Origin of the sequence: Streptomyces sp. SID14515, from assembly GCF_010548505.1 — a bacterium.
GTDB classification, from domain to species: Bacteria; Actinomycetota; Actinomycetes; order Streptomycetales; family Streptomycetaceae; genus Streptomyces; species Streptomyces caviscabies.
Map to the genome: position 1 here is coordinate 21,361 of NZ_JAAGMH010000019.1, position 21,349 is coordinate 42,709.

Genomic DNA, 21,349 nt, shown 5'->3' on the forward strand with positions numbered 1-21,349 from the left:
TCCAGGGTGAGGACCCGGCAGACGGCCACGACCCGACGGGAGGGGCACGCATGAGCGACGACACCCCGCGCCCCGTCGCCGTCGTCGTCGGCGGCGGCCTCGCCGGCGTCACGGCGGCGCTCCGCCTCGCCGACGCCGGACTCGACGTGACCCTCCTGGAAGGACGGCCCCGCCTCGGCGGCCTCGCCTTCTCCTTCCAGCGCGGCGACCTCACCGTCGACAACGGCCAGCACGTCTACCTGCGCTGCTGCACCGGCTACCGCTGGTTCCTCGACCGGATCGACGCCGCCCACCTGGCCCCGCTCCAGGACCGCCTCGACGTGCCCGTGCTGGATGTCGGCCGGGCCGCCGGACCGCGCCTGGGACGGATCCGCCGCACCGGCCTGCCCGTACCGCTGCACGTCGCCGGCGGGCTCGCCGCCTATCCGCACCTCTCGCTCGCCGAGAAGGCGGGCGTCGGCCGGGCCGCCCTCGCGCTCGGCCGCCTGGACCCCGCCGACCCGGAGCTCGACCGGATCGACTTCGCCACCTGGCTGCGCCGGCACGGCCAGTCGGAGCGGACCATCGAGGCGCTCTGGGACCTCGTCGGCGTCGCCACACTGAACGCCACCGCCCCGAACGCCTCCATGGCGCTCGCCGCGAAGGTCTTCAAGACCGGCCTGCTCTCCGAGCCCGGCGCCGCCGACATCGGCTGGGCCACCGTGCCGCTCGGCGAGCTCCACGACACCCTCGCCCGCAAGGCGCTGGACACCGCGGGCGTCCGCACCGAGCTGCGCGCCAAGGCCGGCTCCCTCACCCGTACCGAGGACGGCCGCTGGAGCGTGGAGACGGCGGGGGAGCGGATCACCGCCGACACCGTCGTGCTGGCCGTGCCGCAGACCGAGACCCACGACCTGCTGCCCGCGGGCGCCCTGGACGAACCGGACCTGCTGCTCGACATCGACAACGCGCCCATCCTGAACGTCCATGTCATCTACGACCGCAAGGTGCTGCGCAGGCCGTTCTTCGCCGCGATCGGCTCCCCGATCCAGTGGGTCTTCGACCGCACCCACTCCTCGGGGCTGACGGGCCCCGGGCAGTATCTGGCGGTCTCGCAGTCGGCCGCCCAGGACGAGATCGACCTGCCCGTCGCCGAACTGCGCTCCCGCTATCTGCCCGAGCTGGAGCGGCTGCTGCCCGCCGCCCGCGGCGCCGGCATCCGCGACTTCTTCGTCACCCGGGAGCGCACCGCCACCTTCGCGCCCGCCCCGGGCGTCGGACGGCTGCGCCCCGGCCCCCGCACCCGGCTGCCCGGCCTTCAGCTGGCGGGGGCCTGGACCGCCACCGGCTGGCCCGCGACGATGGAGGGCGCCGTGCGCAGCGGCGCCGGTGCCGCCGACGCGGCCCTCCATGACCTCGGCCGCCCCCTTGGACATCCGCTGCAGGAGGCGGCATGAGCAGTACCACCGGAACAAGAGGAGAGTCTGTGACCCCGGCGAATCCGGCTTTCGACACCGTGGCGGACACCGCGGACGTCACCGCGCTTCTGGAGCGCGGACGAGCCCTGTCAGCGCCGGTCCTGCGGGCTGCCGTGGGCCGGCTCGCGCCGCCCATGGACACCGTCGCCGCTTATCACTTCGGCTGGATCGACGCCGAGGGACGGCCCTCGGACGGCGACGGCGGCAAGGCCGTGCGCCCCGCGCTCGCCCTGCTGTCCGCCGAAGCGGCGGGCGCCCCCGCCGAGGCCGGCATCCCCGGCGCGGTGGCCGTCGAACTCGTGCACAACTTCTCGCTGCTGCACGACGACCTGATGGACGGCGACGAGCAGCGCCGCCACCGCGACACCGTCTGGAAGGTGCACGGCCCCGCCCAGGCGATCCTGGTCGGTGACGCGCTCTTCGCGCTCGCCTACGACCTGCTGCTGGAGCTCGGCACGGTCGAGGCGGGCCGTGCGGCCCGCCGGCTGACCACCGCCACCCGCAAGCTCATCGACGGGCAGGCCCAGGACATCTCCTACGAGCACCGCGAGCGGGTCACCGTCGAGGAGTGCCTGGAGATGGAGGGCAACAAGACCGGCGCGCTGCTGGCCTGCGCCGTCTCCATCGGCGCGGTGCTCGGCGGCGCCGACGACCGCACCGCCGACACGCTGGAGGCGTACGGCTACCACCTCGGCCTCGCCTTCCAGGCCGTCGACGACCTCCTCGGCATCTGGGGCGACCCGGAGTCCACCGGCAAGCAGACCTGGAGCGATCTGCGTCAGCGCAAGAAGTCCCTGCCCGTCGTCGCGGCGCTCGCCGCGGGCGGCGAGGCGTCCGAGCGGCTGGGCGAACTGCTCGCCGCCGACGCCAAGAGCAACGACTTCGACAGCTTCTCCGAAGAGGAGTTCGCCGCCCGCGCGGCACTCATCGAGGAGGCGGGCGGCCGTGAGTGGACCGCCCAGGAAGCTCGTCGTCAGCACGCGGTCGCCATCGAGGCGCTGCACGCCGTCGACATGCCCCACCGGGTGAGGGAGCAGCTCACCGAGCTCGCCGACTTCGTGGTGGTACGAAAGAGATGACCACTCTTCGCATATGACTCGCAGTCGCCGGCCGGCGCCCCTCACCGGGCGTCGGCCGACGGAGACCCCAGCACAGCAGAGAACCGACTGCACGTAAGGGGAAGCTCATGACAGCGACGACCGACGGATCGGCCGGGGCCGCGAAACTCTCCGGGGCCCCGGCCGACGATCCGACCGACACGACAACCGCCGCGGACGACGTGACCGCCGCCGCGCGACGGGCCGCGGAACGCTCCGTTGAGCACCTCCTCGGCAGACAGGACGAGCAGGGCTGGTGGAAGGGCGACCTCGCCACCAACGTCACGATGGACGCCGAGGACCTGCTCCTGCGTCAGTTCCTCGGCATCCAGGACGCCGAGACGACCCGGGCGGCCGCCCTGTTCATCCGCGGCGAACAGCTCGGCGACGGCACCTGGAACACCTTCTACGGCGGACCGGGCGACCTCTCCGCCACGATCGAGGCGTACGTCGCCCTGCGGCTGGCCGGGGACCGCCCCGACGAACCGCACATGGCCCGCGCCTCCGGCTGGATCAGGGAGCAGGGCGGCATCGCGGCCGCCCGCGTCTTCACCCGCATCTGGCTGGCCCTGTTCGGCTGGTGGAAATGGGACGACCTCCCCGAACTGCCGCCCGAGCTGATGTTCTTCCCCAAGTGGGTCCCGCTCAACATCTACGACTTCGGCTGCTGGGCCCGCCAGACCATCGTGCCGCTCACCGTCGTCTCCGCGAAACGCCCGGTGCGCCCGGCGCCCTTCGCCCTGGACGAGCTGCACACCGACCCGGACCACCCCAACCCGGCCAGGAAGCTCGCTCCGCCCACCAGTTGGGACGGGCTCTTCCAGCGCCTCGACAAAGGGCTGCACCTCTACCACAAGGTCGCCCCGCGCCCGCTGCGCCGCGTGGCGATGAACCTGGCCGCGCGGTGGATCATCGAGCGCCAGGAGAACGACGGCTGCTGGGGCGGGATCCAGCCGCCCGCCGTCTACTCCATCATCGCGCTGCATCTCCTCGGCTACGACCTCGACCACCCGGTGATGAAGGCCGGGCTGGCCTCGCTCGACCGGTTCGCCGTCCGGCGCGAGGACGGCGCCCGGATGGTCGAGGCCTGCCAGTCGCCCGTCTGGGACACCTGCCTGGCCACCATCGCGCTGGCCGACGCCGGCCTCAGACCCGACCACCCCGCCCTGGTGAAGGCCGCCGACTGGATGCTGGCCGAGGAGATCACCAGACCCGGAGACTGGTCGGTGCGAAAACCCGAACTCGCCCCCGGCGGCTGGGCGTTCGAGTTCCACAACGACAACTACCCGGACATCGACGACACCGCCGAAGTCGTCCTGGCGCTGCGCCGGGTGCGCCACCCCGACCCCGCCCGGATGCAGGCGGCCATCGACCGCGGGGTCCGCTGGAACCTCGGGATGCAGTCCCGCAACGGGGCCTGGGGCGCGTTCGACGCCGACAACACCAGCCCCTTCCCCAACCGCCTGCCCTTCTGCGACTTCGGCGAGGTCATCGACCCGCCGTCGGCCGACGTCACCGGCCATGTCGTGGAGATGCTCGCCGTCGAAGGCCTCGCGAACCACCCCCGTACCCGCGAGGGCATCGAGTGGCTGCTCGCCGAACAGGAGGCGTGCGGTGCCTGGTTCGGCCGCTGGGGCGTCAACTACGTCTACGGCACCGGGTCCGTGGTGCCCGCCCTGATCGCCGCCGGACTGCCCGCCGGACACCCCGCGATCCGCCGGGCCGTCGGCTGGCTGGAGTCCGTCCAGAACGACGACGGCGGCTGGGGCGAGGACCTGCGCTCCTACCAGGAGGAGAAGTGGATCGGGCACGGTGAGTCCACGGCCTCCCAGACCGCCTGGGCGCTGCTCGCCCTCCTCGCCGCGGGCCGCCGCGACACCCGCTCGGTCGCCCGCGGCGTCACCTGGCTGACCGAGGCGCAGCAGGCCGACGGCTCCTGGGACGAGCCGTATTTCACCGGCACCGGCTTCCCCTGGGACTTCTCCATCAACTACCACCTCTACCGCCAGGTCTTCCCGCTCACCGCACTCGGGCGTTATGTGTACGGCGACCCGTTCGCCGACCGCGCGGACGCCGCCGAGGGGGCCTGATGGGCGATCCGAGAGGGCCCGGGAGCCTCGTGACGCCGCTGCTGGTCGCCTGCGCCCTCGGCATCGAGCAGGTGGCCCTGCGCAGCGGCAGGGGCGCCCCGGGCCCGGTTCGGGTCCTGCGCACCGGAATGGGCCCCCGGGCGGCGGAGACGGCCGTGGCGCGCCTCCTGGGCCCCGACGGGGTTCCTGACGCCGCCGTGATCGCCTCCGGCTTCTGCGCCGGCCTCGTGCCGGGGATGCACCCCGGCGACCTGGTCGTCGCCGAGGAGACCCGGGACGTGGACGGCACCACCCCTTGCACGGGCACCGGCGTCCTGGTCGCCGCACTCGCCAGGGCCGTACCCGGCCGCACCGTCCACACCGGCCCGCTGACCGGCTCCGACCACGTCGTACGGGGCTCCGAGCGGGCCGCGCTGCGGGCGGGCGGAGCCATCGCGGTGGACATGGAGTCCGCCGCGACACTGCGTACCGCCCTGTGTCACGGACCGCGCCCGGTTGCGGCCGTCCGGGTGGTCGTGGACGCTCCAGAGCATGAGCTCGTCCGCATCGGCACCGTACGCGGTGGAATATCGGCGTTCCGCGTTCTTCGTGCCGTCCTTCCGGCTTTCTACGAATGGCACCGATCTTTACTGCTCCCCAGGAGGTGAGCTAGATGGCCATGCCGCTCCGCCAGACCATCAAGGTTGCGACGTATCTCTTCGAACAGAAGCTCCGCAAGCGTGAGAAGTTCCCGTTGATCGTCGAGCTGGAGCCGTTGTTCGCCTGCAACCTCGCCTGCGAGGGATGCGGCAAGATCCAGCACCCGGCCGGTGTCCTGAAGCAGCGCATGCCGGTCGCCCAGGCGGTGGGCGCGGTGCTCGAATCCGGCGCCCCCATGGTGTCCATCGCCGGTGGCGAACCGCTGATGCATCCGCAGATCGACGAGATCGTGCGTCAGCTCGTCGCGAGGAAGAAGTACGTCTTCCTCTGCACCAACGCCATGCTGATGCGCAAGAAGCTCGACAAGTTCACCCCGTCCCCATACTTCGCCTTCGCCGTGCACATCGACGGGTTGCGCGAACGGCACGACGAGTCGGTCGCCAAGGAAGGCGTCTTCGACGAGGCCGTCGCCGCGATGAAGGAGGCCAAGCGGCGCGGCTTCCGCGTCACCACCAACTCCACCTTCTTCAACACCGACACCCCGCAGACCATCATCGAGGTCCTCAACTACCTCAACGACGACCTGCACGTCGACGAGATGATGATCTCGCCCGCCTACGCCTACGAGAAGGCTCCCGACCAGGAGCACTTCCTGGGCGTCGAGCAGACCCGAGAGCTCTTCAAGAAGGCCTTCGCGGGCGGCAACCGGGCCCGCTGGCGGCTCAACCACTCGCCGCTCTTCCTGGACTTCCTGGAGGGCAAGGCGGACTTCCCGTGCACCGCGTGGGCGATTCCGAACTACTCGCTCTTCGGCTGGCAGCGCCCCTGCTACCTGATGAGCGACGGCTACGTACCGACGTACCGTCAGCTCATCGAGGAGACCGACTGGGAGAAGTACGGCCGCGGCAAGGACCCGCGCTGCGCCAACTGCATGGCGCACTGCGGCTACGAGCCCACGGCGGTGCTCGCCACCATGGGGTCCCTCAAGGAATCCCTGCGCGCGGCCCGGGAGACCATCACCAGCAACCGGTGAGCCGGTGACCGACGAGGTACGGCCGGCCGCCGCGGGTTCCCCGGGCGGCCGGCCGCACGGTGCAGCACATCCGAAGGAGAAGAGCGGGCGATGACGGACGGCGGATCCCAGGGCTTCGATCTGACGCGGCTCCTCGCCGAGCGCGGGGCCGAGCGGTACGAGCTGCACGCGCGCCACCTCAACCACCAGCTGCCGCGCATGCTGCACACCATCGGCTTCGACAAGGTCTACGAGCGGGCCGAGGGCGCGTATTTCTGGGACGCGGACGGCAACGACTACCTCGACATGCTCGCCGGGTTCGGCGTCATGGGCCTGGGCCGCCACCACCCCGTCGTCCGGCAGGCCCTGCACGACGTCCTGGACGCCCAGCTCGCCGACCTCACCCGCTTCGACTGCCAGCCGCTGCCCGGACTGCTCGCCGAGAAGCTGCTGACCCACAGCCCGCACCTGGACCGCGTCTTCTTCGGGAACAGCGGCACGGAAGCGGTCGAGACGGCGCTGAAATTCGCCCGGTACGCCACCGGGAAGCCCCGGGTCCTCTACTGCGACCACGCCTTTCACGGGCTCACCACCGGATCGCTGTCGGTCAACGGGGAGAGCGGCTTCCGCGACGGCTTCGCCCCGCTGCTGCCCGACACGGCCGTGCCGCTCGGCGACCTGGACGCGCTGCGCCGCGAGCTGAAGCGGGGCGATGTCGCGGCCCTGGTCGTCGAGCCGATCCAGGGCAAGGGCGTGCACGCCGCGCCGCCCGGCTATCTGCGTCAGGCGCAGGAGCTGCTGCACCGGCACAAGGCGCTCCTGATCGCCGACGAGGTGCAGACGGGCCTGGGCCGGACCGGGGACTTCTACGCCTACCAGCACGAGGAGGGCGTGGAGCCCGATCTGGTCTGCGTGGCCAAGGCGCTCTCCGGCGGCTATGTGCCCGTCGGCGCGACCCTCGGCAAGGACTGGATCTTCCGCAAGGTCTACTCCTCGATGGACCGGGTCCTCGTCCACTCCGCGAGCTTCGGCTCCAACGCGCAGGCGATGGCGGCCGGGCTCGCCGTCCTGACGGTGATGGAGGACGAGGAGACCGTCGCGAACGCCCGGCGCACCGGCGATCTGCTGCGCGAGCGGCTGGCGGCCCTGGTGGACCGCTACGAGCTGCTGCACGAGGTCCGCGGGCGCGGGCTGATGATCGGCATCGAGTTCGGCCGGCCGTCGTCGCTGAAGCTCCGCAGCCGCTGGACCATGCTCCAGGCGGCCCGCAAGGGGCTCTTCGCTCAGATGGTCGTGGTGCCGCTGCTCCAGAAGCACCGGATCCTCACCCAGGTCTCCGGCGACCACCTGGAAGTGATCAAGCTGATCCCGCCGCTGGTCATCGGCGACGCGGAGGTGGAGCGCTTCGTGGCGGCGTTCACCTCCGTCATGGACGACGCGCACAGCGGCGGCGGACTGATGTGGGACTTCGGCCGGACGCTGGTCAAGCAGGCCGTGGCCAACCGCTGACGGATGCCGCTTTGCCTCCGGGGCAAGTTATTTGCCCCGGAGGAAAGATCCTGGCCCAATGGAGGCATGAACCCTCCGGACGAAGGGGTGCCGGACGAGCTCCCCGGCGTCGCACCCCGACTGCGTGACCTGCGCCGAAGCCGTGGTCTCACCCTGGAGACCGCCGCCCGGCGGGCCGGACTCTCCCCGGCCCATCTCTCCCGGCTGGAGACCGGCCGCCGACAGCCCTCGCTGCCGATGCTGCTGGGGCTGGCCCGTATCTACGGTACGACGGTCTCCGAGCTCCTCGGCGAGCAGCCGCCCGAACGGGACGCGATCGTCCGCGGCGGCGGCTTCGAGGGGGCGGAGGCGGACGGCTGGATGTACCGGCAGGCCGGCGGCTCCGGCCGCGCGATGCAGGCCCTGCGGGTACGTGTTCCGTACGGGGCCCAGGGCGACCTGGTCCGGGTCCATCCCGGCGAGGAGTGGCTGTACGTCATGGAGGGGCGGCTGCGGGTCGGGCTCGGCGACACCGTGCACGACCTCGAACCCGGCGACAGCGCCCACTTCGACTCGCTCACCCCGCACCGGATCGCGGCCGTCGACCGCGGCGGTGCTGAGCTGCTCTTCGTCCACACCCTGCTGCAGAGTCCCGCCGCCGAGCTCTGCCTCGGCAACGCCCTCCACGCGCGCTGACCGGCCGTCCCCGCCGGCTCCATCCTTCGCTCCACCGGCCGCGAGGCCGACAGAGAGGACCGTCATGTCCGATTCCGAACACTACGACCCGCTGGGCCCCGGACGTCGCGCGAACGAGGACCCGCAGGAGAAGCGGATGCCGCGCGGCGTCATCATCCGGCTCTTCGCCTATCTGGTGGCGGGCCATGTCATCGCGGCCTTCCTCTACCTGCTCTTCGTGGTGGCCGGGAGCAAGTGACGGCCCGCCGGCGGACGGGTCAGTCCTGGTCGAGCAGGCGCTCGCGCAGCCGCTCCCGGGTGTCGGCGGAGATCTTCAGCCCCTCGGCCAGGTAGCGGTCCGTCGTGCCCCAGTTCTCCTCGATGGTCGCGAAGGCCGCCGCGAGATAGGCGGGCCGCGCCCCGAAGAGCGGGTCCAGCAGCTCCATCACCTCGGGCGACATGCCCGCGTCGGACGCGTCGGAGCGCTTCACGTTGTAGCGGCGGTGGAGGTCGTTGGACTTGAGGTAGTCCTCCTCGATCGCCTCCACCTCCACGCCGACCGCCAGCAGGGCGACCGCGATCGAGAGGCCGGCCCGGTCCTTGCCCGCCGCGCAGTGCATCAGGGCCGGGACGCTGTCCTCGGCCAGCGCGTGCAGCACCCGGCTGTGCTCGGCGGTGCGGTCCTCGATCGTCGCGCGGTACATCCGGATCATGCGGTCGACGCCCTTGCCGTTGGCGAGGACCGAGCGCAGCTGCTCGATGTTCCCGTCGCCCACCAGCCGCCAGAACTCCGCGCCGTCGGCCGGGTCCGAGAGCGGAATGCTGACATTGCGGACACCGGGCAGCTCGATGTCGTAACCGTCGAGGCGGTGGTCGGCGGAGTGGCGGAAGTCGAAGACCGTGTGCAGTCCGAGCCCGCCGAGGAAGGCCGCGTCCTCGGCGGTGGCGTGCGCCAGGTGGCCGCTGCGGTAGAGCCGCCCGAAGGCGGTGCGCCGCCCGTCCGTGGTGGGGAGCCCGCCCACGTCGCGGAAGTTGCGGACTCCGGTCAGCACGGTCTCTGTCGGCGGGACCTGCGGCACCTGCTGCGTCACGGTGGCTCCTGGGATCTCTGGCGTCGGCGCGGCTCGCCGGCGAGGGCGCTCCCGTGACGATACGACATCGATTCGACAGAAAATCATCACGGTCGCCACCCCGTCGCGGGGTGCCGTCGAGGCCGGGCTGACCCGGCGTCAGGAGCACTCTCGGCGGCATGTCCGTATTGGTGTATTTCGCAGAACATGCCCCGCTAATGGGGGAGATGGGATTCCGGAGGTGAGCGGGATCATATCCGTGACGGACCGTGGCGAGCGCGCCCGGGGGTATTCCCGTTGCCCGTACGGAAATCCAAGATCCGTAATCCACGGAGTGTGACGGGAAATCCGGGGCGATATCGAATCGATGATTCCGGCGCGCAACCGATGGCTTGTTCCGCTCGTCCTGACCGGTTTACGGTCGCCGCAATCCGGACGGACCGCCTAATCCTGCCGCCGCCCGGAATTCGCACCCACCCACTCACGTGTGGCAGGAGCGGGGGAACCAGGTAAGCCGCCGATCCGGAGTGATCCGGACCGGCTCGGGGTGAAGTCGCCGCAACGCGACCGGGCATCTCCAGCCCGAACCCGACAGCTCACCTCGCAGGCGCCGGAGAGGAACTTCCCCATGCCCGCAAAGGGTAAGCACCGTCGTCCGAAGTCCGGCCCGATCTCCCGCGGCGTCCTCGTCGCGGGGACCGGCGGCGCCGCACTCGCCCTGCCGCTCATCGGCGCCACCGTCGCGAGCGCCGCCGACCAGGCCGCTCCGGCCGCGAAGCCCGCCGCCGCCTCGGTCGCCGCCGCGCACACCGCCCCGTCGGCCGCCCCCGCCGCGTCGAAGACCGCCCCGAAGACGTACTCCGTCGTCTCCGGCGACTACCTGTCGAAGATCGCGGCCGAGCACCAGCTCAAGGGCGGGTGGGAGAAGCTGTACCAGGACAACCGCTCCACCGTCGGCGAGAACCCCAGCCTGATCCACCCGGGCATGAAGCTGACCCTCGGCGCCAAGGGCTCCGCCCCGGCCGAGAAGTCCGCCGCTCCCGAGGCCGCCCCGAAGAAGGCCGCTCCGGCCCCGAAGGCCGCGCCGAAGGAAGCCCCGAAGGGCGACACCATCTCCGCCGACGACTCCGAGGGCTCCGGCGACTCCGCGCAGACCGGCTCCTCCGAGGCCACCGGCTCCGGCTGGTCGGCCCCGCTGGCCAGCGCCAACGTCACCACCCAGTACCGCGCTTCGGGCGCCAGCTGGTCCAGCGGCTACCACACCGGATCGGACTTCCAGGCCGCCTCCGGCACCCCCGTCCTGGCCATCGGCCCGGGCACCGTCGTCTCGGCCGGCAACAGCGGCTCGTACGGCAACGAGGTCGTCATCCAGCACGAGGACGGCATGTACTCCCAGTACGCCCACCAGTCCTCGCTGAACGTCTCCGTCGGCCAGACCGTCACCGGCGGCCAGCAGATCGGCCTCTCCGGCTCCACCGGCAACTCCACCGGCCCGCACCTGCACTTCGAGGTCCGCACCGGCCCGAGCTACGGCTCGGACGTCGACCCGATCGCGTACCTGCGTCAGCACGGCGTCTCCGTCTGACCGAGCGCGACGAGAAGTATCCGAGGGGCGGTGCGCGGCGGCGCACCGCCCCTCTCTTTATTCCGGCTTTACCAAAACCTGACCGGGTGGTCTATCTCACCACCCGTCAACCCCGTATTACGGTCGCGTAGGTCACATCGAACGATGCAGGATAAGTGCTTGTGGCAGACGATTCGAGAAACAACCAGCAGCACATCATCGGGTCGTACGCGGCGATTGGCGACAGTTTCACCGAGGGCGTCGGCGACCCCGGCCCCGACGGGACCTTCGTAGGCTGGGCGGACCGCTTCGCGGTCCTCCTCGCCGACCGGCTCCCGGCCCCCGACGCGGAGGCCGGCCCCGAGGACTCCCCGCACGGGGACTTCCGCTACGCCAATCTCGCCGTACGAGGACGTCTCCTCGACCAGATCGTCGAGGAGCAGATCCCCCGCGCCAAGGAGCTGGCCCCCGACCTGGTCAGCTTCTGCGCGGGCGGCAACGACATCATCCGGCCCGGCACCGACCCCGACGACCTCGCCGAGCGTTTCGAGCGGGCGGTCGCCGACCTGAGCAACGCCGTCGGCACGGTCATGGTCACCACCGGCTTCGACACCCGGGGCGTTCCGGTGCTGCGCCACATGCGCGGCAAGATCGCCACGTACAACGTCCATCTGCGGGCCATCGCCGACCGCTACCAGTGCCCCGTGCTGGACCTGTGGTCGCTGCGCTCGGTCCAGGACCGGCGCGCGTGGGACGCCGACCGGCTGCATCTGTCGCCCGAGGGCCACACCCGGGTTGCCCTGCGCGCCGCCCAGGTCCTCGGCCACGACGTGCCCGCCGACCCCGACCAGCCCTGGCCTCCGCAGGCCCAGCGCAGCCCCTTCGACGAGCGGCGCGACAACATCCAGTGGGCCCGCGAATACCTGGTGCCGTGGATCGGACGACGGCTGCGCGGCGAGTCCTCCGGCGACCACGTCGAGGCGAAGCGCCCCGACCTGCTGCCGCTGTAGCGGCCGGGAGCTCAGGGCTCCAGCAGGGGAAGCGCACGCCGGGACGGGTTCGGCACCACGAGCCCGTCCGGCGGCGTGCCCGCGCCCGGTGGGCGCCCCGCCGGTATCCGCTCCAGGACGCCGCCCGCGAACACGTCGTACAGCGGCAGCGTCTCCAGATGCACATAGCCGATGTGGCAGTCGCACACGGCGAGCGGACAGGCCCGCGGGCCGAGCGCCCGGCGGTAGCTGCCGTCGTAGAGATTGCCCAGCTCCGCCTTGACGAAGTGACAGCGCCGCACCGTGCCGTCGCCGTCCACCGAGATCACCGACTCGCCCGTCCGGCAGGGCAGCCCCGCCGAGCGGTGCGGATCACGGCTGTAGGGGAACAGCGGATCCAGCTCCGTCCACCGCGCCGCCTCCTCGTCGGTGTACGTATGGCCCTCGGCGGCGTTCACCCAGAGATAGACCTCCTCGGGCAGCGCCGCCCGCAGCCGCCGCGCCTCCTCCAGATGGGCGTCGAAGCCCACCACCCCCACGCTGTAGCGGATCCCCTTCGCCGACAGCTCCCGGCATTTACCCAGAAACCGGTCGTACGGCGTCTGCCCCGGGTGGTACGTGCACCACAGCGCGATCCGCGCCGGATCGGCGTCCGCCAGCCAGTCGGTGCGGCCGCTCAGGTTCGTCTGGATCGCGACCCGGCCGATGTGCGGCAGCCGCGACAGCTCGGTCAGCGCCCGCCGGTACCAGGAACGCACCAGCCCTTCGCCCCACGGGGTGAACAGCACGGACAGCCGGTCGCCGGTCTGTGCCGCCGCCCAGCCGGTGAACCGCTCCAGCGCCTCCCGGTCCGCCGTGAGCTGCGCGCGGCTGTCCCGCCGCTTGGCGAACGGGCAGTACGGACAGTCGTAGTCGCAGGAGGCGAGCGGGCCCCGGTAGAGAATCGTCAGGTCCATGTCCGGCTCACTTCCGCTCGTACGCGGCCATCGCGGCCCGCACCCCGGGGGAGAACAGCGCCGGACCCAGCGCGTCGGAGTGGGTCAGACCCGACGGGGACAGCCGCAGCAGCCCCTCCGGGGCCGAGTCGTCCAGCCAGCCCCGGGCCGCGAACCCGGCCAGCTCGGCCGGGAAGTCCGCGCCCGGATCCGTACCGAACCGCGCCCGGTAGTCCGCCACCGGCAGCCCCGCCGCCTGGAGCAGCGACTGGAGGAGGTGGCGTCGGCGCGCCTCGTCGACGTCGACATACCGGCCGACCTCGGCCCGCGAGAAGTCCTCGGTGGCGGTGAAACGGTCGATGATCGACCGGATCTCCCGCATGTCCACCGCGTAGTCGAAGGAGTAGTGCAGGGCCGCCGTGTACGAACGGGCCCCGCAGCCCAGGCCGATCATGCCGTCGGTCTGGCAGGCGTAGTCCTCGGGCCCCTCCTGCTCCCGAGGGGCGTCGGTCCGCCGGAACATCCGCATCGACACCTGCTCGTAGCCGTGCGCCAGCAGATGGTCCCGCCCCACCGCGTACAGCCGCAGCCGCTGCTCGTCCCAGGCGGCATCCTCCGGGGCCTGCGCCTCCGCGCCGGACGCCACGCCCAGGCGGTGCAGACCGGTGAGCGGGCGGACATACAGCGGATACAGATACAGCTCCTCCGGCCGCCAGGCCAGCGCCGCGTCCAGCGAGGCGAGCCAGCTGCGCTCGCTCTGCCCGTCGATGCCGTAGATCAGATCGATGTTCAGCACCGGGATCCGGGCCTCGCGGATACGGCCGAGCGCCGCCTCCACATCGGCCCGGCGCTGTGGGCGGACCGCCGCCCGCGCCTCCTCGTCCACGAAACTCTGCACGCCGATGCTGACCCTGGTCGTGCCCCGGTCGGCCAGCACCGCCAGCCGGTCCGCCGTCGCCGTGGAGGGCGAGGTCTCCACGGACAGCGGGACCGCGCTCAGCTCGGCGCCCATCCGCTTCTCCGCTATGTCGCAGAGCCGCTCCAGCTCCCCGGCGGTCAGGAAGGTCGGCGTCCCGCCGCCGAACGCCGCCGCCGCGAACCGCACCGGCTCCTCGTCGCCCAAAGCGTCCCGGACGGCCACGGCCTGCCGTTCCAGCGCGTCCAGATAGCGCGTCGTCAGCTCCTCGGGCGCGCCGATCCGGGTGAAGAGGTTGCAGAAGCCGCAGCGGACCTCGCAGAACGGTATGTGGAGATAGAGGGAGAGCGCGTCCTTGGGCTCCGCCGCCCACAGCGACCGCAGCGACGGGCGGTCCGGGAGCGGCCGGTAGGCCGTCTTGTGCGGATAGGCGTAGACGTAACTCTCGTACGGCCGGACGGCGGGCGGCACCGGAGTGCTGGTGGTGAGCGTCATCGGGCGGCCCCCGGTTCTGGCGATGCGGGTTCGAGCGGTGCGGGCGGTTCGAGGAAGAAGTGGGCGTACGGCACGGTCCAGACGGCCGGGTGGCCGAGCCGGTGACCGGTGTAGCCGTCGTCGCCGTAGGCGGTGCCGTGGTCGGAACAGACGATGGCGAAGCAACGGCGGCGGCTGCTCGCCGCGGCGAAGAGCCGGCCGATGTGCCGGTCCACGTACTCCAGGGCCGCCGCGTGCGTGGCGCGGGAGTCGCCCGCCTCGCGGGTCGCTCCGGGCAGATGGAACCAGTTCGGCTGATGCAGGGCGGACACATTGACGAAGAGGAACAGCCGCTGCTCCCGGGGGAGCGCCGCGACGACCTCCTCGGCCCGGGCCACCTGCTCCTCGAACGAGGTCGGCGATGCGACGCCGAAGCCGGGCTCCCAGTGGCTCTCCTGGAACATCCCGGGCAGCACGGAACCGAGCGGCCCCTGGCGGTTGAAGAAGCCGACCCCGCCGATACACACCGTGCGATAGCCCTCGGCGGCCAGCCCCGACACCAGATCCGGCGTGTCGAACACGAACGTGCCGTCCGCCGTCGTCTCACTGCCCGCGAACCGCGCCGCGAACAGCCGCGGATGCGGCCCGGGGGAGGCGGGCGTCGGCAGGAACCCGGCGAACATCGCCTGGTGCGAGGCGTAGGTGAAGCTGCCCGGAGCATGCCGCTCCTCCCAGCCGCCCCCGGGCAGATGCCGGGCGAGGCTCGGGATGCGCCCGGCGGCCGCCAGCTCGACGGCCACGTCGTGGCGCAGGGTGTCCAGGGTGACCAGCAGCAGATCGTGGCTGCCCACGACCTCGCCCATGTCGGGCCGCCCGGACCCGCCGGGCGCGTGGGACGGGTCGGGATCAGGAAGCGGTGACAGCACGGTGGTTCCTTGCTCGGTCCAGTACGGCGGCGACCTGCGCCGCATAGGTGTCCAGGCCCTCGGCCCCGCTGCCCGGCAGACCGGTCAGTCCGGGCAGCAGATCGCCGAAGGCGTTGACCTCGCCGACGGCGAAGCGCCGCCAGCCGGCCGTGGGCAGCAGATCGACGCCCACACAGGGCGTCCCGGGGAAGCAGGCCGCGGCCCGCTCGCACATCGCCAGCGCCTCACGCCAGCAGCCGCCCGCCGCCGCCACGGCGGCCCGGACCTCGTCGAGGTCACCGCGCGCGCCGCCGAGATGCAGATTGGTCATGGGGCTCGTGCTCGTCCGCACCACGGCGTGCGTCGCCCGGCCGCCGATCACCACGATCCGCAGATCCGCGGCCCGCCCCCGCTGGGACGCCTTCGGCAGCCAGCGCTCGATGTGCAGCCCGTCCGGGGCCAGCGCGTCCACGATCGCGCCGACCTCCCGCTCGGAGGTGTAGCGCCGCACCCGCAACGAGTTGAACAGCCGCCCCGACGCGTCCCGTTCCACCGAGGTGCTCGCCCGCACCCGGCCGGGGCCCGCCGTCTCCACCGCCAGCACCCCGGAGGCGGAGGAGCCGTGCGCGAGCTTCACGAACGCCCGGGGCATCCGGTGCTCGCGCAGCGCCTCCCGTACGTCGGACCAGCCGCGCACCGGCGCCGCCTCCGGGCCGGACGTCGGCGAGGCGGGCACGGAGATCCCCGCCCGGTCGAGCAGCCCGTGGCACAGCCGCTTGTCGAAGAGCGTGGCGATGTCACCGGGGGAGCCCAGCACCTCGGCGCCCGCGGCCGAGGCCGCGCCCGCCACCGCGTCCACCGCGGCGGTGAACCGCGCGTACCACCGGGCAGAACCCTCCACCCGGGTCGGGTCGTCGACCCCGCGGAGCAGCCGCTCCACCTCGGCGTCCTCACCGGGCGAATCGATCCGTACGCTCTCGCCGGGCCCGAACACCGCCTCGCCGCGCAGCACCTGGAGCCAGGACACGACCCGGGCCGCCGGGAGGCCGGCGGTGCGCACGGCCTCCTGGAAGAAGGCGACCCGGCGGTTGTCCGGATTGCCGACGACCGCGAAGCGCGGCAGCGGTCCGTCGCCGGGGCTATTCACTGACCGCCACATAGCGCTCCGGTTCGTCGTCCTCGTCGTCCGGGTCGGCGTAGTCGTCCTCGGCCTCGCCCGCCTCGACGACGGCCGGGGCGCACGCGGCCCTGATGCGGTCCAGCACCGGCTCGGTGAGGTAGTGGTGGCGTAGGTCGAGCGTGGACAGGTGGTTCAGCGGCTGCCCGTTGAGCAGTGCCTCGCCGCCCGTGTCGCTCAGGGTGCCCATGGACAGGGCCAGGGTCTCCAACTGGGCGACGACGGGCGCGGAGGCCACGGCCGCGGCGATCTCGTCCTGGATCTCGCTGTTGCGCAGCCCCAGGTGGCGCAGCCGGGGGAACACACCGCCCGACAGGACCGGCCGGATGTCGTCGACCGTGGCGTCGCCCCCGTACCACGAACTGCCGAACCACAGATCCAGCCGCTCCAGCGCGGGCAGCTCGCTCGCGCCGACGGCCCGCACCAGCCGGCCGGGCAGCCCGCCGGACTCGAAGCGCAGCGACTTCAGCGACGTATGACGCACCGGTCGCAGCCCGAGCCCCTCCTGGCCGCAGCCGCGCACGGCGAACTCCTCCAGCAGCGGCAGCGCTTCGAGCACCGGGGTGATGTCGCACATGCGCAGCCAGGACACCTCGCACTCCTCGCTCACCACATCGGCGAGAAAGAGCCCCCGCAGCGCCGGGAAGAGCGCCGCGTCGGCGACGAGCAGCTCCGCCACCTCGGCGAACGGCGTGTAGTCCTCACGCCACCAGGGGCCGATGACGAGCGCCCGGACCCGCTCCGTGTCCACCGTGTCCACGAACTGGCCCCACAGGGCGGTGAAGTCGGTGTCCTCGTCGTACGCGCACTCCAGCCGCCAGGCCACGGTGTCGGCGGCGGGCAGGGCACCGGACGAGGGCGCGGGGGTGTGGACCGGCAGACCGTGGAACCGGTCGAAGTGCCGAATGCCGAGATACGTCATGACGCGTGCCCCTACTCCGAGACGGCGGTGTAGCGGCCCTCGGCGCCCCGGTCGCCCCAGGGCTCGCACTGCTCGGAGAGATCGACCCGCACGCCGTGCGGCTCCAGGGCGGAACGGACCCGCTCCACCATCGCCCCGCTGAGGAAGTGGTGGTGGAGATCGAGGGCTTCCAGGTGGGTCAGCGGCTGCCCTTCCAGCAGGGCGGCCGCGCCCTCGTCGCCCAGCGTGCCGTTCGAGAGGTCGAGCACCCGCAGCTGGGCGACGACCGGAGCGGAGGCGACGGCCGCGGCGATCTCGTTCTGGATCTCGCTGTTGCGCAGGCCCAGGTGGTTCAGCCGGGGGAAACGGGTGCCGGAGAGCAGCGGAGCGAGGTCGGCGACGTCGGTGTTCCCCTCGTAGGCGGACACCCCGAGCCAGAGGTCCAGCCGCTCCAGCGCGGGCAGTTCGCTGTCCAGCACACCGCGCACCACCTCGACGGGCAGCCCGCCCGCCTGGACGGTCAGCGCCCGCAGACGCTCGTGCTTCGTCGGCGGGAACAGCAGGTCGCTGCCGCCGCGCACCCCGAGCTCCGTCAGCGCGGGGAAGGCCGCCAGCAGCGCCGTCACATCGGACTGCTGGATCCAGGTGATCTCGGCCTCCTCCGCCTCCAGGTCCCCGATGAACACCGCCTCCAGCGAGGTCAGCCGGTCGGCGGCGGCGATCAGCAGACCGATCGGCACGGAGGAGTTCTCCTCGTAGGCCTCACCCCACTGACCGATGATCAGGGCCCGGACCCCGGCCGGGGCGACCGAGTCCAGGAAGGCGGCGAACTCCTCCGCCCAGGGCCGGTCCCGGTCCTCGTCGCCTCCGTACGGATCGACGGAGACGCGCCAGGCCACGGCATCCGCGGCGGGCCGGGAGCCCCCGTCGGTCGTGTGCTGGAAGTCGACGGCCGGAAGGCCGCCGAACTCGTGCAGATGCTGCGCACCGTACATGGCCCTGAGCTCCTGATCCTGAGGACGGCTGATGTCCGCAAGGTTTATCAAGCCGCACTGACAACGCCGCGGCCGGGACCCGTCCAGGGGCGTGGCCGGGGGCTGTTGTCAGACCCTGCCCGTAGCGTTTTTCGCAGGGTCGGCACAGCGGGTGCCGCGACGAGGGGAGACGTCTGTGTACCGGCAGGGCGATGTACTGATCATGGAGCTGGAGGAGTCGGCGGTGCCCGCCCCCTTCCTGGAGGCCCCGGGCGAACTGCGCGACGGGCGGGGGCGGCTGGTGCTCGCGCTGGGGGAGGTCACCGGGCACGCGCACGCCGTGCAGGGCCCCGGCCGACTGATCCGGGAGGCGGGGCAGTTCGGCCCGATGCTGCTCCATCTCCCCGAGGGCGGACGGGTGGTGCACGAGGAGCACGCGGTGATCCCGCTCCCCAAGGGCTGGTTCCGCGTCGTGCGGCAGCGGGAGTACGCACCGGGCGCGATCCGCATCGTGGCGGACTGACCACTCGGGCACGCCGGAGCCGGCACAGCCACGCAGTACGAGCACGGCCTTTCAGTTCAGTACGAGAACAGCGAACGAGCACAGCAGGGGACGGGGACAACCGATGCAGAACGTGACTTCCTGGCGGAGCGTGGCGGCGGCGACCGGCCGGGCTGACCGGGCGGCGGCCGAGGCCGGTGTACGCCGCGCCTACCGCACCGCCGGCCTGGCCGAGCCGGACCGGATCATCTGGGCCGCATCGCCCCGGGCCGCCGTCGGGACGGTGGAGAAGCTGACCGACGCCGGACGGTCGGTGCGTGAAGAGGTCCGCACCCGCCCGTGGGCCGAGGAACGCCGCCGGATGTACGACGAGCTGGGCCCGGCGGGCTGGTCGGCGCTCTGGTCCGCCACCGGAGCCCAGCTGTGGGAGACCACGGCCGCGCTCGCCGACCGGATACGGACCGGTGTCGTCGCCGACCTGGCGCCCCGGCCGGAGGACGAGGGCGCCGTGCGGCTGGTGCTCCTGGACGCCGTGCTCGGCCAGCACGACGCCGCCTGGCTCGCCGCCTTCGACGGGCGCGGCGACCGGCTGACGGGCCTCGCCGAGGTGGCCCGCAACGCCGGCTGGTGGTGGCCCTACGAGAACGCCGTGGTCATCAGCGAGCGGCCCGACGTCCTCCACCGCGACGAGGCGGGCCGGCTCGACCACGGCGAGGGGCCGGCTCTCGCCTACGGGGACGGGTTCGCCCTGCACGCCTGGCGTGGTATGCCCGTTCCGGCCGCGTTCCTCGCCGAGCTGTCCTCGCTCACGCCCGAGCGGATCCGCGCCGAGGAGAACGCGGAGCTGCGCCGCGTGATGCTGGAGTACTACGGCTACGACCGCTATCTCGCCGAGTCGGGCGCCGAGCCCGTCCACCGCGACGAGACGGGCATCCTCTGGCGCATCGCCCTCGACGGCGACGAGGACGTGGTGATGGTCGAGGTGGTCAACTCCACCCCCGAGCCGGACGGCACGTACCGCACCTACTGGCTGCGTGTGCCGCCCGCCACCCGGACCGCGAAGGACGGGGTCGCCTGGACGTTCGGGCTGGAGGGGGCGGCCTACGCACCGGTGCGCCAGACCTGAGGGGGCGGGCGGTGGCGGTCAGCTGTCCGCCCGGGAGCCGGGCGTTCCGGGAGCGCGGCCGTCAGGCGGTCGCGGAAGGGTCCGTGTCGTGCGGGTCGGCGGCCGACGACCCGGTCAGCTCCGCGAGGTCGATGCCCAGCTCACGGGCGAGCGCCTCATCGGTCCACCGCAGCATGGTGGCCCGGGAGAGCGGACCGGCGTACGAGGTCGTCTGCACCGCCATCCCGTCCAGCAGGGCGGTCAGCCGCCAGGCCGTCGAGCGGGGATCCTCGCACCGGAACTCACCGGCGGCCGCGCCCTCCTCGATGACCTGGGCCAGCTCCGCTTTCCACTGCTGGTCGAGGTCGCCGGCGACCTCTCGGAGGGCGGGGTCGCGCAGGGAAGCCGCCCAGCCCTCGATCCACAGCCGCCAGCCCTTGGCCTGTCCCGTCGGCGCGTACCACCGCACGGCCGCCCGCAGCCGTCGTACGGCGGTGGTGCGCCGGGCCAGCAGCTTGCGGAGATGGGCCAGGTCGGCCTCGGCCGCGTAGGCGAACGCCGCCGCGACCAGCTTCTCCTTGGTCGAGAAGTGGTAGAGCACGAGCGCGTTGCTCACCCCCAGCACCGAGGCGACGTCGGCGATCCGCACGGACGAGACCCCGCGGACCTCGATCTGCTCGACCGCAGCGCGCAGCAGCTCCTCACGCCGCTCCGCCACGCTCAATCGGACTCTAGCCACCGGGCCACCCTAACCAATACGCCAGGTCAGCGATGGTGGGACGACAGCCGACGGATCCGGTGCGGAAGGCCCGGCGCACCGGAATCCTCCGACCGGCCCGGACGTTGCACCCTGCATGACGCGAATCGAACCGGCACAGGAAGCACTGCTCCGTCTCTTCGGCGAGCACGACGGCGGTGTTCTGGTCACGCTGAAGCAGGACGGGCGACCCCAGCTGTCCAACGTCAATCACGCCTTCTATCCCGAAGAGCGGGTGGTCCGCGTCTCGATCACCGAGGGCCGGGCCAAGACCCGTAACCTGCGGCGCGACCCCCGGGCGAGCTACCACGTCACCAGTGACGACCGCTGGGCCTGGACCGTGGCCGACGCGACCGCCGAGCTGACCCCGCCCGCCGCGGCGCCCGACGACGCCACCGTGGAGGCCCTGATCACGCTCTACCGGGACGTCAAGGGCGAGCACCCCGACTGGGACGACTACCGGCGGGCCATGGTCGAGGACCGCAGGGTGCTGCTCACCCTGCACATCGACCACGTATACGGGCAGCAGCGTGGCTGACGCCGCCACCGGCCGGAGCGGCTGCCCCGTTCAGCATCTTCTGCTCGCCCTGTCGTACAGGCCGACCATAATGAGACGACACCG

Annotated in this window: 21 protein-coding genes and 1 riboswitch; of the genes, 13 read left to right on the forward strand and 8 right to left on the reverse strand. The window is 72.2% G+C overall.

Going from position 1 to position 21,349, the window contains the following annotated elements:
• The first annotated feature begins 50 nt into the window (after positions 1 to 50).
• The 8 genes from hpnE to G3I54_RS38835 all read left to right on the forward strand — a co-directional run bounded on the left by hpnE (position 51) and on the right by G3I54_RS38835 (position 8,717).
• On the forward strand, positions 51 to 1,436 hold the full coding sequence (gene hpnE / locus G3I54_RS03265) for a hydroxysqualene dehydroxylase HpnE (RefSeq protein ID WP_164610881.1): 1,386 nt from the start codon (positions 51 to 53) through the stop codon (positions 1,434 to 1,436).
• Positions 1,433 to 2,536 carry a polyprenyl synthetase family protein gene (locus tag G3I54_RS03270; protein WP_203685450.1) on the forward strand — a complete coding sequence of 368 codons (1,104 nt, stop codon included), beginning with the start codon at positions 1,433 to 1,435 and terminating at the stop codon, positions 2,534 to 2,536. Before hpnE ends, G3I54_RS03270 begins: the two co-directional genes overlap by 4 nt.
• Positions 2,537 to 2,643: 107 nt before the next feature.
• Positions 2,644 to 4,644 (forward strand): squalene--hopene cyclase, encoded by a 2,001-nt coding sequence (gene shc, locus G3I54_RS03275; RefSeq protein WP_164610884.1) that lies wholly within the window; start codon positions 2,644 to 2,646, stop codon positions 4,642 to 4,644.
• Positions 4,644 to 5,291, forward strand: coding sequence for a 1-hydroxy-2-methyl-2-butenyl 4-diphosphate reductase (locus tag G3I54_RS03280; RefSeq protein WP_164610886.1), 648 nt, complete (start codon positions 4,644 to 4,646; stop codon positions 5,289 to 5,291). The genes shc and G3I54_RS03280 overlap by 1 nt, the downstream gene beginning before the upstream one ends.
• Positions 5,292 to 5,296: 5 nt before the next feature.
• Complete coding sequence (gene hpnH / locus G3I54_RS03285; RefSeq protein WP_164610888.1) at positions 5,297 to 6,316, forward strand: adenosyl-hopene transferase HpnH; 1,020 nt, start codon at positions 5,297 to 5,299, stop codon at positions 6,314 to 6,316.
• Positions 6,317 to 6,406: 90 nt separating this feature from the next.
• Entirely contained in the window at positions 6,407 to 7,804 is a 1,398-nt protein-coding gene (locus tag G3I54_RS03290) for an aspartate aminotransferase family protein (RefSeq protein WP_164610890.1), read from the forward strand.
• A 66-nt stretch (positions 7,805 to 7,870) separates the two neighbouring features.
• Positions 7,871 to 8,479, forward strand: coding sequence for an XRE family transcriptional regulator (locus G3I54_RS03295; RefSeq protein ID WP_030623236.1), 609 nt, complete (start codon positions 7,871 to 7,873; stop codon positions 8,477 to 8,479).
• A 64-nt stretch (positions 8,480 to 8,543) separates the two neighbouring features.
• The gene (locus G3I54_RS38835) at positions 8,544 to 8,717 is read left to right on the forward strand and encodes a DUF6126 family protein (protein ID WP_203685451.1); all 174 of its coding nucleotides are present in this window, start codon (positions 8,544 to 8,546) and stop codon (positions 8,715 to 8,717) included.
• A 19-nt stretch (positions 8,718 to 8,736) separates the two neighbouring features.
• On the opposite strand, the gene G3I54_RS03300 is transcribed toward G3I54_RS38835, so the two are convergent.
• On the reverse strand, positions 8,737 to 9,549 hold the full coding sequence (locus G3I54_RS03300) for a tyrosine-protein phosphatase (protein ID WP_164610891.1): 813 nt from the start codon (positions 9,547 to 9,549) through the stop codon (positions 8,737 to 8,739).
• 443 nt (positions 9,550 to 9,992) lie between these two features.
• Positions 9,993 to 10,153: riboswitch (cyclic di-AMP (ydaO/yuaA leader) on the forward strand.
• A 3-nt stretch (positions 10,154 to 10,156) separates the two neighbouring features.
• On the opposite strand from G3I54_RS03300, the gene G3I54_RS03305 reads away from it, so the two are divergent.
• On the forward strand, positions 10,157 to 11,113 hold the full coding sequence (locus tag G3I54_RS03305) for a LysM peptidoglycan-binding domain-containing M23 family metallopeptidase (protein WP_164610893.1): 957 nt from the start codon (positions 10,157 to 10,159) through the stop codon (positions 11,111 to 11,113).
• Positions 11,114 to 11,274: 161 nt separating this feature from the next.
• Complete coding sequence (locus G3I54_RS03310) at positions 11,275 to 12,102, forward strand: SGNH/GDSL hydrolase family protein (RefSeq protein WP_164610895.1); 828 nt, start codon at positions 11,275 to 11,277, stop codon at positions 12,100 to 12,102.
• Between the two features lie 11 nt (positions 12,103 to 12,113).
• Here the strand turns inward: G3I54_RS03310 and G3I54_RS03315 are convergent, their stop codons facing one another.
• The 6 genes from G3I54_RS03315 to G3I54_RS03340 are packed head-to-tail and all read right to left on the reverse strand — an operon-like array spanning position 12,114 to position 18,384.
• Positions 12,114 to 13,037 carry an STM4011 family radical SAM protein gene (locus G3I54_RS03315; protein WP_164610897.1) on the reverse strand — a complete coding sequence of 308 codons (924 nt, stop codon included), beginning with the start codon at positions 13,035 to 13,037 and terminating at the stop codon, positions 12,114 to 12,116.
• A 7-nt stretch (positions 13,038 to 13,044) separates the two neighbouring features.
• The gene (locus tag G3I54_RS03320) at positions 13,045 to 14,427 is read right to left on the reverse strand and encodes an STM4012 family radical SAM protein (RefSeq protein WP_164610899.1); all 1,383 of its coding nucleotides are present in this window, start codon (positions 14,425 to 14,427) and stop codon (positions 13,045 to 13,047) included.
• Positions 14,424 to 15,269, reverse strand: a complete 846-nt coding sequence (locus G3I54_RS03325) for an STM4013/SEN3800 family hydrolase (protein ID WP_164610928.1) — start codon at positions 15,267 to 15,269, stop codon at positions 14,424 to 14,426. Before G3I54_RS03325 ends, G3I54_RS03320 begins: the two co-directional genes overlap by 4 nt.
• Before the next feature lie 43 nt (positions 15,270 to 15,312).
• Positions 15,313 to 16,470, reverse strand: coding sequence for an STM4014 family protein (locus G3I54_RS03330; RefSeq protein ID WP_164610901.1), 1,158 nt, complete (start codon positions 16,468 to 16,470; stop codon positions 15,313 to 15,315).
• Positions 16,451 to 17,410: an STM4015 family protein gene (locus G3I54_RS03335; protein ID WP_164610903.1), complete on the reverse strand. Its 960-nt coding sequence runs from the start codon at positions 17,408 to 17,410 to the stop codon at positions 16,451 to 16,453. The genes G3I54_RS03330 and G3I54_RS03335 overlap by 20 nt, the downstream gene beginning before the upstream one ends.
• A gap of 11 nt (positions 17,411 to 17,421) precedes the next feature.
• Positions 17,422 to 18,384 (reverse strand): STM4015 family protein, encoded by a 963-nt coding sequence (locus tag G3I54_RS03340; RefSeq protein WP_164610905.1) that lies wholly within the window; start codon positions 18,382 to 18,384, stop codon positions 17,422 to 17,424.
• 175 nt (positions 18,385 to 18,559) lie between these two features.
• On the opposite strand from G3I54_RS03340, the gene G3I54_RS03345 reads away from it, so the two are divergent.
• Both G3I54_RS03345 and G3I54_RS03350 read left to right on the forward strand, forming a co-directional pair.
• Positions 18,560 to 18,886: a hypothetical protein gene (locus G3I54_RS03345; RefSeq protein ID WP_007449868.1), complete on the forward strand. Its 327-nt coding sequence runs from the start codon at positions 18,560 to 18,562 to the stop codon at positions 18,884 to 18,886.
• Between the two features lie 103 nt (positions 18,887 to 18,989).
• A complete protein-coding gene (locus G3I54_RS03350) occupies positions 18,990 to 19,991 on the forward strand; it encodes a DUF6745 domain-containing protein (RefSeq protein WP_164610907.1) in 1,002 nt (333 codons plus the stop codon).
• Positions 19,992 to 20,052: 61 nt separating this feature from the next.
• Here the strand turns inward: G3I54_RS03350 and G3I54_RS03355 are convergent, their stop codons facing one another.
• A complete protein-coding gene (locus tag G3I54_RS03355) occupies positions 20,053 to 20,709 on the reverse strand; it encodes a TetR/AcrR family transcriptional regulator (RefSeq protein ID WP_164610909.1) in 657 nt (218 codons plus the stop codon).
• Positions 20,710 to 20,824: 115 nt separating this feature from the next.
• Here G3I54_RS03355 and G3I54_RS03360 point away from each other — a divergent pair, with 115 nt between their 5' ends.
• Complete coding sequence (locus G3I54_RS03360) at positions 20,825 to 21,265, forward strand: PPOX class F420-dependent oxidoreductase (protein WP_164610911.1); 441 nt, start codon at positions 20,825 to 20,827, stop codon at positions 21,263 to 21,265.
• Positions 21,266 to 21,349 lie beyond the last annotated feature (84 nt).